The sequence below is a fragment of the Pseudoalteromonas sp. 2CM36K genome (assembly GCF_023161865.1).
GTDB lineage: Bacteria > Pseudomonadota > Gammaproteobacteria > Enterobacterales > Alteromonadaceae > Pseudoalteromonas > Pseudoalteromonas tetraodonis.
Map to the genome: position 1 here is coordinate 1 of NZ_JALNTK010000011.1, position 15,232 is coordinate 15,232.

A 15,232-nucleotide genomic window follows, 5' to 3' on the forward strand; every position below is an offset into this window, starting at 1 on the left:
AAGCTAAAAGAACTACGTGAAAACGGTAAACGGCTAATATTACCGGAGAAAAGAAAGCGAAAAGCTTATCCGCGAGCAGTGCTGGCAAAGACACAAAAATATCCGGTTAGATATAAACGAAAAAACACCACTCGTTCTTAAACGAGTGGTGTTACTTTTTATAGCGGCTTTTTTACGTTTAAAACTAAATATTACTTTTTAGCTTGTGCGTCTAACGATTGGCCATTGATATCTTTAGAGTCATCACTCATTAAATACAGGTAAGTTGGCATTAAATCTTCAGGTGTTGCGAGTAAATCACGGTTTTCACCTGGGAATGCACTTGCACGCATTGATGTACGGGTTGCGCCTGGGTTAATACAGTTAACACGGATTGGCGTTTTTTCAACTTCACACGCCCATGTTTGCATCATACCTTCTACTGCAAATTTAGAAATTGCATAAGGTCCCCAAAACTCTCTTCCTTTACGACCGACACCCGATGAGGTAAATACCACTGAGGCACTTTTTGATTTACGCATGACAGGGAATAGCGCTTTAGTGATCATCGCTTGTGCAGTGACGTTTACTTTCATGACGTTTTCGAATGTTGATGAACAAAAATGCTCTAACGGCCCTAAAGTACCTAAAATACCCGCGTTATTTAATAGTCCATCAAGGCGGCCAAATTGACTTTCGATCGTTGCGGCTAAATCACGATAGTTCTGCTTAGTTGCACCTTTTAAGTCCATAGGCACAATCGCTGGCTGTGGGTAGCCTGCATTGACGATTTCGTCATACACACATTCTAGTTTATTAGTTGTTTTTCCTAATAAAATAACGGTTGCACCATGTTTAGCATAGGTAATAGCTGCGACACGGCCGATACCATCACCTGCGCCTGTGATCAAAATTACTTTGTCTTTAAGTGCGTTTTCAGTTGCTTGATAGGTATGCATAAAAGTACCAATGTTTAAATTTTTTTTGATTTTAACATAGCAAATCGACAAGTAATCGAATTTATTACAAATTTAGGTGGCGAAACTAGAAAGTTTACGTTAAGTTTAACTGGTCTAATGTCTCATTAATATACTAGCTACATTATTTTAACTTAATTACACTGACTATAAACACACTATAAAAATAAGATTTGTGCGGAGAACACTATGAAAAAAATGCTACTCTCGCTCTCAGTTGCAGCTGCATTAGCAGGCTGTGGCGGCGGAGAAACGTTAGAAGATGTTAAAAACGATTCGGTTAAAGTTATTCCAAAAGCTACGGTAAAGTTTGACCCTGCAAATGGTGTAATTTCGGTTCCTAATGATTTATTAATGAGCGGTACGCTTGATGGCACACTCAATATTCCTGGGGAATTAAATGACGAGAATGTTTCTATCTCTCGAGCTGAATATGCAGATCCGCAACTTGCACTAGGGGCACTTGATGGCTGGTCTACGCAAGTTCCTTTTAAAATAGATTTAACGTTTCCACCGGGCATTAGTCTAGATGAAACGTCTGCAGCTTCACCAGGCTCAGTACGTATTTTTGAAGTGATCATGGGTGCAAGCCTAACAGATGCCGAATGCTCGCAAGCACCAGCTGGTACAGCATGTAAACTAGTAGGTGAACTGACCTTTGGTGTTGATTTTGTTACACAAGGCTCTGGAGACGCGGTTGCTATTATTCCACTTAAGCCATTTAAGGCCGGTAGTTCATACATTAATGTGCTAACGACTGAACTGAAAGATTCACAAGGTCGCTCAATTGAACCATCTTCAACATATGCCACTGTTAAACAAGAAGCGCCTTTAGTAACGCCATCACAACTTGCGCTGCAAGGAGCTGTGAATAGTTATGAAAACGTAGTAGTAAGCTCTGGTGATATTACAAAAGACGATATTATTTTTTCTGCTGCCATGACAATGCAATCAGCAGGACCAGTGCTTGGCACGATTAAAAAGGTTTTAGCAGCAAGCTTAACAGAGCCAACAATTCCAACGCCTGCGTTGCAAATTCCAACTCAGCCTATGGCTAACGTACAACAAGCTTTTGCATTGCAGGGGGTGACTGTACCTGATGTGTTCCAAGCTGCGCAATATCAAAAAGGCAGCATTCAATTACCTATGTATTTAGGCACGCCTGAAGGTAAAGAGATCAGTGATTTAAACGATACTTACTGGCAAGGTATGTGTGATAGTGCTGTCGCTATTTTAGGCTATAAAGCGCAAGCTGGTGAAGCGTTCCCAACCGATCCTATTAGCACTAACGATGCAATGTGTGCTGCTTTAAGTGATGGACAGCTTCGTGATTTAGGGCTTGATAGCACTAAACACTTAACTAAATATAACTCACTTCCTAAAGTGCAAAGTATGGCTAATGTGCCAGTGCAAATTACTAAGCCGATTTTACCGGTTGTTAATGCATACCGTACAGGTTTAGGTTTAGAGCCATTTACTGCTATGCCAGCAGGTGGTTGGCCAGTAGTGATTATGCAACACGGTATAACCACACAAAAAGAAAGCATGTTAACACTAACAGCGCAGCTTTCACTGCAAGGGTTTGCCACAGTTGCAATTGATCATCCTCGTCATGGCGAGCGTGGTGTAGACGTTGATTTAGACGGTAACGATGACTTTAACGCAACTTCGGGAAAAGGCTCTGTACTTAGTTACATGAACTTGAGCTCATTATTAGTAGCTAGAGATAGCCTACGCCAGTCAAGTGCTGACTTACTTGGTTTACGTTTAGGTCTAAACTTCAGCGGTGATAGCGCAATGAATTCACAAGATGTGTCTTACATTGGACACTCTCTGGGATCAATTGTAGCGCCTGCGTTTATTGCACAAGCTAATAGCCCATTGGCCGACCAAGTAGACCCATTATTTAAGGTTAACGCTGTAGCATTAGCAAGTGGTGGTGGCGGTATTGCAAGCTTCTTACTAGAATCAGCAGCGTTTGGTCCATTTATTCAAGGCTCTGTACTTTCTCAAGCAGGTACTGCTGAATCGATAGAGTTTAAGGCATTCAGAGATGGCCCCGCTGTTTCTAACTGTGGTGAGTCAGCGCAAACGCAAGCAAGTATCTCATGTGGCTTTACTGAGTTTGCAAAAGCACTAACGATGGCGGGAGAAACTGATAAACTTGCTAATATCAAGGGCGTGATGACGCAGTTTGTATTTGCAGCTCAAACAGCATTAGATAGTGGCGACCCGACTAACTATGCAGCAACGGTTAAAGCACTAGAAACACCTGTATACATGAACGTAGTGGTAGGTGATGGCACAGATAATAACAAGCCAGATCAAGTTATTCCGCCGATGACTGCCAATAACCCAATTGCAGGTACTGTCCCTTTGGCTAACTTTATGGGGTTAGACACGGTGAGTACCACTCAAGCGCCAACAGAAATGGGCTCTAGCTATTTAGTTAAATTTAATACCGGCCATCATGGGTCAATATTAACGCCAGCACAAGATGAAGGTGAGTCGTCTACAGTTGCGGGTAGTGCAGCTGCGAATGCTGAAATGCAATTGCAGGTTGCTACTTACCTAGCTTCAAGAGGGCGCCTTTTAATGGTGCAAAACACTGAGGTTGTGACGAATTAATAATCAACCACTCAATTAAGTACTAAAAGCCACTGTATAGTGGCTTTTTTTTATTTTAAAGCATGCTAAATTGACTGAAATTTATAAACGGAGAACACAGTTGGAATTTTTATACGAGTACGGTTTGTTTTTTGCTAAAACCATTACCTTTGTTATTGCTATCGCTGTCATTTTGACCTTAATTGTAAGCTCGGCTGTTAAGCCAAAAGCAAAAAAAGGTGAGATAGAAATAGATGACTTATCAGAGCAGCTTACTAATATAAAAGAAAGCTTTTTAAATAATACGCTAGGTAAAAAAGAGCTAAAAGCCTATCAAAAGCAACAAAAAATAGAGCAAAAAAAAGCTGAAAAAGAAGAGCCTAAATCACGACTCTATGTTATTGACTTTAACGGCAGCATGGATGCACATGAAGTAGAGAGTTTACGCGAAGAAGTGACTGCGATTATTTCAATCGCGGACCCTGAAAAGGACAAAGTGTTAGTTCGTCTTGAAAGTGGTGGCGGCGTGGTACATGGCTATGGTTTAGCTGCATCACAATTACAACGCTTTAAATCAGCTGGTATTGAGTTGACTGTATCAATAGACAAAGTCGCTGCCAGTGGTGGCTACATGATGGCTTGTGTGGCTGATCATATCATTGCAGCGCCGTTCGCAATTGTTGGCTCTATTGGTGTTATTGCACAAATTCCAAACTTTAATAAAATATTGAAGAAGAACGATGTTGATTTTGAACAAATTACGGCGGGCGAATTTAAACGTACGCTAACGTTATTTGGTGAAAATACCGATAAAGCCCGTGAAAAGTTTCGTGAAGAGATAGAGCAAACTCATGTGTTGTTTAAAACGTTTGTAAGCACACAGCGTCCCAGTTTGAACATGGATTTAGTGGCAACGGGTGAACATTGGTTTGCAACCCAAGCGATTGAAAAAGGGTTGGTTGATACTATTAAAACCAGTGATGATGCATTGTTAGAGCAGCAACATCAGCATCAAATTTATAAAGTGCAATACAAAATTAAAAAAGGTTTAAGTGATAAGCTTGCAATAGGGCTTAGCCATGGAGTGAATAAAGCAGGTGTAAGTTTAATGTCAAAATTTAAGGCGTTAAATCCCTAATAACAAAACTCAATAAAAAAGCCTTGTTACTTAAAGTAGCAAGGCTTTTTTTATAACTAACAAGAGAAGCGGTTAGTCAATTGACTTGTGATAGTCTTCTAAGTCTTTAGCTGCATTAGGGTCGTTAAAGATACTTTCATCTAATTCACCCTCACTTTTAGCAACTACACAGGTTACCATACAGTCACCTGTTACATTTACTGCGGTGCGGGTCATATCAAGTAGTCTATCAACACCTATTATAATTGCGATGCCTTCAACCGGTAGGCCTACTTGGTTTAGTACCATAGCCAGCATAATTAAGCCAACACCAGGAACACCCGCTGTACCAACCGAGGCAAGCGTTGCTGTTAATATCACCATTAAGTAATCAGAAATAGTTAAATCAACACTAAATACTTGAGCAATAAATACCGTAGCGACACCTTGCATAATTGCAGTGCCATCCATATTAATGGTTGCGCCTAATGGAATAGTAAATGAAGCCACTGAGTTATTAGCGCCTAGCTTCTTAGTTGCAGTTTCAAGTGTGATAGGCATAGTTGCGCTTGAACTTGAGGTGCTAAAAGCAAATAAACAGGTGTGCTTCATTTTAGCTAAGAAAGTGAGCGGGTTTAGGCCTGTAAGTATTTTTAGCAGTAGGGTGTAGTTTACGAATGCATGCAATAACAGGGCTAAAACAACGACGCCAAAGTACTTAGCTAAGCTTACAATTAAGTTAAGCTCGATAGTAGTAAATAACTTAGCCATTAAGAAAAATACGCCGTAAGGAGCAATATTCATTAGCAAAGTAACCAGTTTTAAAATAACGGTGTTTAAGTCTTCAAATACAGTAGCGACACGTTTACCTGCTTTTCCGCTAAGTGCCATTGCAATACCGAATAACAAAGCAAATACAATTACTTGTAGCATATTTCCTTTGGCCATTGCTTCAAAAGGGTTGGTAGGGAACATATCAATAATTACGCGAGCTAAAGTAGGCGCTTCTTTGGCATCATAGCTTGCTTGAGAAGGAAGCCCAATGCCTTCACCTGGGTTAAATAGTAACGCGAGTGTAATTGCCACTGTAATCGCTATTGCCGTTGTAACTAAGTACAAACCAATTGATTTACCGCCTAAACGGCCTAATTTCTTAGGATCGCTTAAACTGCAGGTACCACATACCAGTGATACAAATACTAAAGGCACAACCAGCATTTTCAAACTGGCTATAAATATTTGCCCACCTACATGAAAAAGGCCATCAACAAAAAAGGCTTTAATTGGCAAAGAGAATAACCCAAGAGGGATTAGGTAATCGTCTTCACCAGCTAATATAGCCTGAAATATAAAGCCTACTGCAACACCAAGCACCATACCAATCATGATGCGAGTAGTTAAACTCATTGAACGGATTTTAGACATATTTCCAATCTATTTTTTATAAATTTGGCATAGACTAACAGCATGTAATTTTTTTTACAGAAAAAACGTCAACTTTTTAAAAATTTTTATCAAAAAAAGGAGTAAAAAACTGAGATTTTAGACTAAGTTATAGGTTAACATTAAGTAAATAAGTTTAACTTAGTAATAGCGCAACGGAGAAACCTATGCCTTTAACTCGTTTGCTCAGCATTATATGGCTCAGCACATTACTCATCGCCTGTGGCGGTGGTGGCTCACTGGAAAAAGAAAGTGGAACCGTTGGCGGTGATACTGGAGGCACCGGTGGAGACGCTATCGAACAAGCAATTCAAGTTGAACTTGATTTTGAAGATAGAATTGTTACTGCCGATAACCCGCTAGAGGTGGTTGCAACGGTAACCGGAAGTGATGGTCAACCTGTTGTGCGTCAAGAGGTAAGCTTTACCACAACACTGGGTTCTTTTATACCGGCTACAGGTAGCGCTTTAACAAATTCCAGCGGTGTTGCAACTATCGAGCTTAGCGCGGGTAGTGTTGAAGGAGCAGGAACCATTGTTGCTAGCTACGAAGACGCAACAAGTAAACTTGGCTTTTACACGGCAGGTGATGAGCCTCAATCGAATGACTCAACCGCAAATATTGACATTAAAATTTTACAAAACTGCCCTGATAGCTGGTTAAATATAGACAGAGATTCTATAGAGCTTGATCCATCTGACTGTTCTCAAAATAGTAATTTACTTGGGCAACAAGCTATTGTATACGCAAAAATCACCAAACCTGGCAGTAATACGCCAGCAAGTAATGTACTGGTTCAAGCGACAACAACGCTAGGTATTTTATTACCTGAAAGCTTAACGGCTAAAACGGATGCGTTTGGTGTTGCTATTTTGAATTTATTGCCTGGCAGTAGCTCAGGTGTTGGCCAAGTTGAGTTAACCGCTCAGGGCGGCGTTGCGAGTGCTTTATTTGAAATTAACGCTGTTCAAGTTAATGTAAATTTAAGCGCGGGTATTGCAATTGGTGATGTGTTGTCTGCAGGTTCTACTACTATTATTACCGCTCAGATTGTAGATGGCAGCAATAACTTATTCACCACTCCACTTGAAGTACAATTTACCTCGGCATGTGCTGAAGAATCTACTCCTAGAGCCACTATCGATAGTGTGGTAGCTAGCATTGGCGGCACGGCAAGCGCAACTTATAAAGCGGATGGTTGTAATGGTATAGATACGATTACAGCAACCGTGGTTACCGGTGGCAACGTTGCTACTAAAACAATTAATATTAATGTAGCTGCCGCTCAAACGGGTTCAATCGCGTTTATGGGTGTGACCAATCAAGTGTTAGCTATTAAAGGAGCTGGCGGTCAGACTCTCACTGAAAATTCAGAGCTTACCTTTAAACTTTTAGATATTAATGGTAACCCTGTTGGTCAAAAGCAAATTGATTTTGCTCTTTCGCAAAACCCCGGCGGCGCGTTGCTAGACAGTGCATTTCAGTTTACCAATAATGAAGGTTTAGTGACTGTAAATGTCCGCTCAGGAAGAGCCGCAGGAGTTTTATCTGTTATTGCATCACATCAAGTTGAGGCTGGCGACGCATCACAAAATAATGTGATTTCTATTGTGTCAAATGACATAACCATTACCACAGGTGTGCCAGATCAAGACAGTTTTACGCTTGCAGTGCAAACATTTAATACCGAGTCATTAAATGAAGCCGGGGTGACAACAGACTTAACTGTATTTGCAGCCGATCACTTTAATAATTTTGTTCCTGATAACACGGCAATTTATATAGCCAGCGAAGGTGGTGCAGTAGGCACAATAGATGATCAACAATTTACACCTTTATTACTTTGTCGCACCATAGATGGTGTGTGTAAAGCGCAGTGGCGTAGCCAAAACCCAATTCCTTATCATTACAGCATTTATAAAAACTCTGTGGCTGATAAGTGTGACCGTTTTTTTGGTCAAGCAGCACCTTGTACATTAGGTATCAGAGAGTCACAACTAGACACAAACGGTAATCTAATTACTTATCTTGATAGTAGTGGTAACCCGATATCACTTGCGGATGCGCCAAGTAATGCGCCAATAGATTATCCATTAGGTGGTCGTGTAAGCTTGTTAGCATACTCAGTGGGTGAAGAATCATTTAATGATGTATCTGCTAACGGTGAATTTAATCAAAACGAGTTTGATTCTACATTACAAGATTTACCTGAAGCCTTTATAGATTTTAATGAAAACGGTATTTTTGACGGAAATTTACCCGCACCTGCGAACCCTGTAAATTCTAATGGCGGTGAGGATGAATGGTATGTGGAGCGCTCTGGTGCACTAAATAATGGTCAGTTTGATTCCGGCGATGGCATTTACAATGGCTTGTTATGTAGTGACGAGGCGCTTGCTGCAAATGCATGTACGCGCGAAACAGTAAATGTACGCGATCGTTCAGAGTTAGTGATGTCTGGAAGTACACCTTACATTAGAGCTGTAACGGCTTTAGATGACTGTAGTTTAAGTGATGGTATTCGCTTAGAAGCTTCCGATATGGCGGGTATGTGTGACATAAACCTTATTGATATTAGCAATTCCACACCTTACAGCGCGATTTCAGTGACTATCTTCTTCAGTGATATTCATAATAATCCATTGCCTGCAGGTACTACAGTTACTGTCACTGCCGACAATGGTGTGTTAAGAGGGTTAACAGATTACACCGTTGTGAATACTGCTCAACAAGTGCCTATCTCTGTTTCAGTAAATATTACAAAAGAGGCTGAGCCAAATGATGTTGATTCTGGCTTTTTATACATCGAATTTGTGACCCCTGGTGGGGTGAAAACTCAATATACCGTGATGTCGATTTTAGACGAGCCTAAGGTTTAAAATTAATAAAGCATAGAAAATGCCAACCAATAAGGTTGGCATTTTTGTTTCTATTCTATATATTCCACATCAATTATTCAAAAAGCACTGGTTTGATTAAATTTACAACAGAAATTGTTTGTTTATTCAGTAAATACTGAAAAGTTTGTATTAAAAGCTTGTAAGAACTAGTGTTTGTAGATATACCTATAAATATTCGCGCCGCATGAGTCGGCTAAACACATTTAAAAAACTAGGTTAGAAATAGGCAACTATGGGCAAATCGCTAGTAATTGTAGAGTCACCTGCTAAGGCTAAAACAATTAATAAATACTTAGGTAATGATTTTATCGTAAAGTCCAGTATTGGACACGTACGAGATTTACCTACTTCAGGTTCTGGCAAAAACAAGGCACCAGCAAGCAAAACGCCTGCTGAAGTGCGTAAAATGCCACCTGATGAGAAAGCAGCGTATAAACAGCAACGTGACTACACTAACTTAGTCGCGCGAATGGGAATCGATCCTGAAAAAGGATGGGAGCCACATTACGAAATATTGCCGGGTAAAGAAAAGGTTGTTCAAGAATTACAAAAGCTTGCCCATAACGCTGATAAAATCTATCTCGCAACGGATTTGGATAGAGAAGGGGAAGCTATTGCTTGGCACCTTCAAGAAATTATTGGTGGCGAGCCAGAAAAATATAAGCGTGTTGTTTTTAATGAAATCACTAAAAATGCAATACAACAAGCATTCGAAACCCCAGGTGAGTTAAACACCGACATGGTTTATGCACAGCAGACCCGTCGCTTCTTAGACCGTGTTGTTGGCTTTATGGTATCGCCCCTATTATGGGCTAAAGTAGCGCGTGGTTTATCAGCGGGTCGAGTGCAATCTGTTGCAGTGCGTTTATTAGTTGAACGCGAACGTGAAATTAAAGCATTTATTCCTGAAGAATTTTGGGACATTCATGCCGATGTTAAAAATAGCGAGTCTGACCTACGTTTAGAAGTCACTAAACAAGCAGACAAGCCATTTAAGCCAGTAAATGAAGCTCAGGCTAGTGCAGCAGTTAAAAGCCTTGAGAATGCCGAATATAAAGTTGTCAGCGTTGAAGAGAAACCAAGTAAGAGCCGTCCAAGTGCGCCATTTATTACTTCAACAATGCAACAAGCAGCAAGTACCCGATTAGGTTATGGCGTTAAAAAGACCATGATGCTTGCCCAGCGTTTATACGAGGGGGGTTATATTACTTATATGCGTACCGATTCAACTAATTTGTCGAAAGATGCGGTTGAAATGTGTCGCGAATACGTAACCAATGAGTTTGGTGCCAAGTATTTACCTGCTGATCCGATTAACTATAGCTCTAAAGGTAATGCACAAGAGGCGCACGAAGCGATTCGTCCTTCTAGCGTATCAGTGCTTTCTGGGCATGTTGAAGGTGTGGATGCCGATGCGAAAAAGCTTTATGAGCTTATTTGGCGTCAGTTTGTGGCCTGTCAAATGGTGCCAGCTGAGTACGATTTAACCACCTTAACGGTCGCTGCCAACGATTTTACATTGAAAGCAAAAGGACGTGTTTTACGTTTTGATGGTTGGACTAAAGTGCAACCGGCAGTACGTAAAAAGAATGAAGAAGAGCAATCGCTGCCTGCTGTTAAGCAAGGCGAGGTGCTCACATTAGTTGAGCTTGATCCTAAGCAGCACTTTACCAAGCCACCGGCTCGTTTTAGTGAAGCAAGCTTAGTTAAAGAGCTTGAGAAACGTGGGATTGGTCGTCCTTCCACGTATGCCTCTATTATATCAACGATACAAGAACGTGGTTATGTACGAGTAGAAAATCGTCGCTTTTTCGCTGAAAAAATGGGGGAGATTGTCACCGATCGCCTTGTTGAAAACTTTACCGATTTAATGAACTTCGATTTTACCGCTAAAATGGAAGGCCGTTTAGATGATATCGCCGAAGGTAAGCGTGTTTGGACGCAGGTACTTGATAAGTTTTATGCCGATTTTTCAACCCAGTTAAACATTGCCAAAGGTGAACCCGATGAAGGCGGTATGCGTCTTAATCAAATGGTAGAAACCGATATTGACTGCCCAACGTGTGGCAGAAAAATGGGTATTCGTACTGCTTCAACGGGCGTATTCTTAGGATGTACTGGTTATAACCTGCCACCTAAAGAGCGCTGTACTACCACTATGAACTTAGTGTCGGGTGATGAAGCGGTTGCAGCTGATGTTGAAGACGTTGAAACAGAAACATTAATGCAAATGAAGCGCTGTCCAATCTGTGAAACAGCTATGGACTCTTACCTAATAGACGAAACCCGTAAATTACATGTTTGTGGTAATAACCCTGCTTGTGAAGGGTACATCGTTGAGCAAGGTACCTTTAAGATTAAAGGGTATGATGGTCCGATTATCGAGTGTGATAAATGTGGCTCAGACATGGAGCTCAAATCAGGCCGTTTTGGTAAGTATTTTGGTTGTAACAACGAAGAGTGTAAAAACACGCGTAAGTTACTTAAAAACGGCGAAGCTGCGCCACCAAAAGAAGACCCTGTGCACATACCTGAACTTGAATGTGAAAAATCTGACGCTTATTTTGTTTTACGTGATGGCGCTGCAGGTATTTTCTTGGCGGCTAACACTTTCCCTAAATCACGCGAGACGCGCGCGCCTAAAGTAGCTGAGCTAAAGCGTTTTAGAGACCGTATTTCACCTAAGTTTTATTACCTAGCGGATGCACCAGAAAAAGATCCAGATGGTAACCTAGCGGTAGTGCGTTATAGCCGTAAAAATAAAGCCCAATATGTGATGACAGAAGTTGATGGCAAAGCAACTGGTTGGACGGCACACTACGAAGGTGGTAAATGGGTAGAAGAGGCTAAGAAAAAAGCCGCGCCTAAAAAGAAAGCCGCCGCTAAAAAAGCGCCTGCTAAAAGTAAAGCGAAAGCAAAAGTAAAAAAAGACGATGAATAATTAATTATTAACCGCTTTAAGTAATAAAAAACCGGAACGCACAGCCTGTGACAGTTCCGGTTTTTTTTGCATTATCAAACCTATCGCAATGGCATTTTTAACCTGATTTTTTATTTTACAGAGTTAAAATGTAACCAATTTAGGTTTGAACTGCTCAATTATTCATTAAATCTTAACAGCAGTGACTTTGTTATAGCCTTCAGATGTTAGTTCATCATTCACACACTTTAAAACATAGTTATAAATTGCTTCATCGCTTACGTCGTCTTCTTTAGCCCAGCTAATACACATTTCTGTGAACTCTTGAATCGTTTCGGCTGAAGCGTCTGTAGTATCGCTTGCCACTGCATTTGCAGCTGATAAAGCGAAAAATGGTGCAACGATTAACGCGAGTAATGCTTTATTCATTTTTTTATTCCTAAAAATGGAGTAACAATCGAATTATGCATTCAAATAATGCCTACATAAAACAAGTGTAACCAAGCCAGAACATCTCTGTTGGTAAACTGATTTTTAATCACAATTCACATAAAGGAAAACGAAAAATTTTTATCGTCAGGATAAGCATATTGTGTACCTACTTTTAGGCTGAAGTGATTGTGTTAGCGTTTAATTTAAGCTAATGTCGCGTTTTAATTTTTAGGTGCCCCTATGTCAGAGCCACACACAAATAATACAAATAAAAAAATACACCCTGTTCATAAAGTTGAACACGGCCTTGAGTCGTTTATATTTAAAGGACGCTGGTTACTCGCCCCATTTTTTGTCGGCTTATTATTTGCTGTGGTTTTACTACTTATAAAGTTTTTTAAACAACTATATTTGATGGGGATAGCGACGTTTACTGCTAGTAATCAAGAGCTGTTGGTTGGTATTTTAACTTTAGTTGATACTGCATTGTTAGCAGGTCTGCTGTTGATTATTATTTTTAGCGGTTACGAAAACTTTGTCTCTAAGCTTAATATCGAAAATCATGAAGACCGCCCTGTATGGATGGGTAAGGTCGGGTTTTCTGGTTTAAAAATGAAGCTGATCAGTGCAATAGTGGCCATTTCAGCCGTTGAGCTGCTTAAGGTATTTATAAGTTCTACGTCTCATTCTAATAATGAATTACTCTGGAAAGTACTGATACACGTTACGTTTGTGGTATCAGGTGTACTATTTGCTTTTACTGATTATTTAAATAGTAAAACAATTAACCACTAAAAATTTGTTATAAAAAACCCGAGCAATGCTCGGGTTTTTTATTTGTAATAATTTTAAATATTAACTGCAGTTGGCGTAATAACTACCAAATGGCTCAACGGTCAGTGTTTTATTATTAAGCTGCGCGTTGTAATGAGAAAGCGCGCTATGCTCTTTTTCAACACTAATATCAATTGCAAGCTCTGCTTTTGCCCCGCTTAAATTGAATACACACAACATCTTTTCTTCGTTTAACGTGCGGTAAAACGCCAAAATTGGCTCGGCGGTTTGTATAAACTCAATATCACCTTCAAGTAATACTGGCTGGTTTTTACGCCAGGCCATAAACTCACGGTACGCATTTAATATTGAGTTTGAATCATTCTCTTGTTCAGCAACTGCTTGGAGCTTGTGTTGTTGATCAACAGGTAACCACGGTTTTACCTCGCTAAATCCTGCATTGTGTGCATTGCTTTGTGAGTTATTACGGTTTTCCCAAGGCATTGGGGTACGACATCCATCGCGACCTTTAAAGTTTGGCCAAAATGTAATGCCGTATGGGTCTTGTAAATCTTCAAACGCAACGCTTGCTTCACCGAGTCCGAGCTCTTCACCTTGATACATACATACGCTGCCGCGTAACGAGGCCAATAGGGCTGTTAACATCTTACATTGCGCAGGGTTTACTTCACCCGTTTCGCTCCAACGGCTTGCAACGCGCTCTACGTCATGGTTACTAAATGCCCAGCAAGGCCAGCCTTCAGTCATACGATGTTCAAGTGTAGTAACGGTATTTCTTATATACTCGCTCGAGTAATCATCCGTTAATAGCTCAAAGCTATAGCCCATGTGCAGTTTATCGCCACCTTGGGTGTATTCTGCCATGGTGGCTAGTGAATCTTCAGATGAAATTTCACCCAGTGACACGGTTCCTGGGTATTTATTGAGTAAGGTGCGAATATCACGCATAAACTCAATGTTTTCTGGCTGTGTGTTGTTGTAGTAGTGATACTGAAAAGCATACGGATTGTCTTCACTAAAACCACGGCCCTGACGCTTTTCTTTTGGTTTTGCAGGATTATCACGAAGCTGTGCGTCATGGTAACAAAAGTTAATTGCATCTAACCTAAAACCATCAACGCCTTTTTTAAGCCAAAACTCAACATTGTCTAGTACAGCTTGGCGAACATCAGGGTTATGAAAGTTAAGATCAGGCTGTTCCGTGAAAAAGTTATGTAAGTAGTATTGTCCACGACGCGGCTCCCATTGCCATGCACCGCCACCAAAAATAGACAACCAGTTGTTTGGTGCTGTTCCGTCTTCTTTAGCATCGGCCCATACATACCAATCAGCTTTATCGTTGGTTAAATCTTCACGGCTATCAATAAACCATTGGTGTTGATCTGAGGTGTGGCTAAGTACTTGGTCTATAATAATTTTAATATCGCGTTGATGTGCTTGCGCAATGAGTTCATCAAAATCATTTAAGTTACCAAAAAGCGGGTCGATATCGCGATAATCGCTAATATCATAACCAAAATCTTTCATAGGTGATTTAAAGAAAGGTGAGATCCAGATAGCATCTACCCCTAAGCTTTTAATGTAATCAATGCGATTAATTATCCCTTTTAAGTCACCAATGCCATCGTTGTTGCTATCTTGAAAGCTACGCGGATAAACCTGATAAATAACCGCACCTTTATACCATTGCTTTTGGGTCATGCCTTTCTCCGTTTTCACACTGTCTTTGTGTTGTTCTTTTTTTGAGGTGTTAATCCTCGTTTATTTGAAAAAGCATACTTGAAGCCGGTCATACTGTAAAAAGTCTGCATACGTATGCACCGTTTTAAGGTCATTAAAAGAGGTTAAATCAATCACTTATTTCATCGATTTTAACGTCGGTTTATTGAATATCTCTTTACCAATTTGGTTTGTTAATTTATTGTTTGCGTTATTTAGGTGCTTAAAAATAAGGGGATGCAGTAAATTGGTGATTATTAAAATTGGTCTTACCAATTGTACTTAAATAAATGTCCTCGATAATAATAAATTAGAAAATAAAATAGCCTCGTGTCATTTTATT

General features: G+C 40.2%; 9 protein-coding genes. 5 read left to right on the forward strand and 4 right to left on the reverse strand.

Going from position 1 to position 15,232, the window contains the following annotated elements; all coding sequences use genetic code 11:
• Positions 1–191: 191 nt before the first annotated feature.
• Positions 192–938, reverse strand: coding sequence for a YciK family oxidoreductase (locus tag MTN97_RS08245; RefSeq protein ID WP_248474140.1), 747 nt, complete (start codon positions 936–938; stop codon positions 192–194).
• Between the two features lie 207 nt (positions 939–1,145).
• Here MTN97_RS08245 and MTN97_RS08250 point away from each other — a divergent pair, with 207 nt between their 5' ends.
• Together MTN97_RS08250 and sohB are read left to right on the forward strand one after the other, a co-directional pair.
• Positions 1,146–3,584, forward strand: coding sequence for a VolA/Pla-1 family phospholipase (locus tag MTN97_RS08250; protein WP_248474141.1), 2,439 nt, complete (start codon positions 1,146–1,148; stop codon positions 3,582–3,584).
• 100 nt (positions 3,585–3,684) lie between these two features.
• Positions 3,685–4,701, forward strand: coding sequence for a protease SohB (gene sohB / locus MTN97_RS08255; protein ID WP_138626862.1), 1,017 nt, complete (start codon positions 3,685–3,687; stop codon positions 4,699–4,701).
• 72 nt (positions 4,702–4,773) lie between these two features.
• On the opposite strand, the gene MTN97_RS08260 is transcribed toward sohB, so the two are convergent.
• Entirely contained in the window at positions 4,774–6,105 is a 1,332-nt protein-coding gene (locus MTN97_RS08260; RefSeq protein WP_013464802.1) for a dicarboxylate/amino acid:cation symporter, read from the reverse strand.
• A 185-nt stretch (positions 6,106–6,290) separates the two neighbouring features.
• On the opposite strand from MTN97_RS08260, the gene MTN97_RS08265 reads away from it, so the two are divergent.
• Positions 6,291–9,002, forward strand: a complete 2,712-nt coding sequence (locus MTN97_RS08265) for an Ig-like domain-containing protein (RefSeq protein ID WP_248474142.1) — start codon at positions 6,291–6,293, stop codon at positions 9,000–9,002.
• 253 nt (positions 9,003–9,255) lie between these two features.
• The gene (gene topA / locus MTN97_RS08270) at positions 9,256–11,964 is read left to right on the forward strand and encodes a type I DNA topoisomerase (protein WP_248474143.1); all 2,709 of its coding nucleotides are present in this window, start codon (positions 9,256–9,258) and stop codon (positions 11,962–11,964) included.
• Positions 11,965–12,129: 165 nt separating this feature from the next.
• Here the strand turns inward: topA and MTN97_RS08275 are convergent, their stop codons facing one another.
• The gene (locus MTN97_RS08275) at positions 12,130–12,372 is read right to left on the reverse strand and encodes a hypothetical protein (RefSeq protein WP_010389786.1); all 243 of its coding nucleotides are present in this window, start codon (positions 12,370–12,372) and stop codon (positions 12,130–12,132) included.
• A 243-nt stretch (positions 12,373–12,615) separates the two neighbouring features.
• Between MTN97_RS08275 and MTN97_RS08280 the strand changes: the two genes are divergently transcribed.
• Entirely contained in the window at positions 12,616–13,170 is a 555-nt protein-coding gene (locus MTN97_RS08280) for a TIGR00645 family protein (protein ID WP_248474144.1), read from the forward strand.
• A gap of 60 nt (positions 13,171–13,230) precedes the next feature.
• Here the strand turns inward: MTN97_RS08280 and MTN97_RS08285 are convergent, their stop codons facing one another.
• Positions 13,231–14,871, reverse strand: coding sequence for an alpha-glucosidase family protein (locus tag MTN97_RS08285; protein WP_248474145.1), 1,641 nt, complete (start codon positions 14,869–14,871; stop codon positions 13,231–13,233).
• Between the last annotated feature and the right edge of the window lie 361 nt (positions 14,872–15,232).

Bases quoted from the DNA above. Each gene is read 5' to 3' on its own strand.
- MTN97_RS08245 (WP_248474140.1), bottom strand. From the start codon at position 938: ATGCATACCTATCAAGCAACTGAAAACGCACTTAAAGACAAAGTAATT.
- MTN97_RS08250 (WP_248474141.1), top strand. From the start codon at position 1,146: ATGAAAAAAATGCTACTCTCGCTCTCAGTTGCAGCTGCATTAGCAGGC.
- MTN97_RS08260 (WP_013464802.1), bottom strand. From the start codon at position 6,105: ATGTCTAAAATCCGTTCAATGAGTTTAACTACTCGCATCATGATTGGT.
- MTN97_RS08265 (WP_248474142.1), top strand. From the start codon at position 6,291: ATGCCTTTAACTCGTTTGCTCAGCATTATATGGCTCAGCACATTACTC.
- topA (WP_248474143.1), top strand. From the start codon at position 9,256: ATGGGCAAATCGCTAGTAATTGTAGAGTCACCTGCTAAGGCTAAAACA.
- MTN97_RS08275 (WP_010389786.1), bottom strand. From the start codon at position 12,372: ATGAATAAAGCATTACTCGCGTTAATCGTTGCACCATTTTTCGCTTTA.
- MTN97_RS08280 (WP_248474144.1), top strand. From the start codon at position 12,616: ATGTCAGAGCCACACACAAATAATACAAATAAAAAAATACACCCTGTT.
- MTN97_RS08285 (WP_248474145.1), bottom strand. From the start codon at position 14,871: ATGACCCAAAAGCAATGGTATAAAGGTGCGGTTATTTATCAGGTTTAT.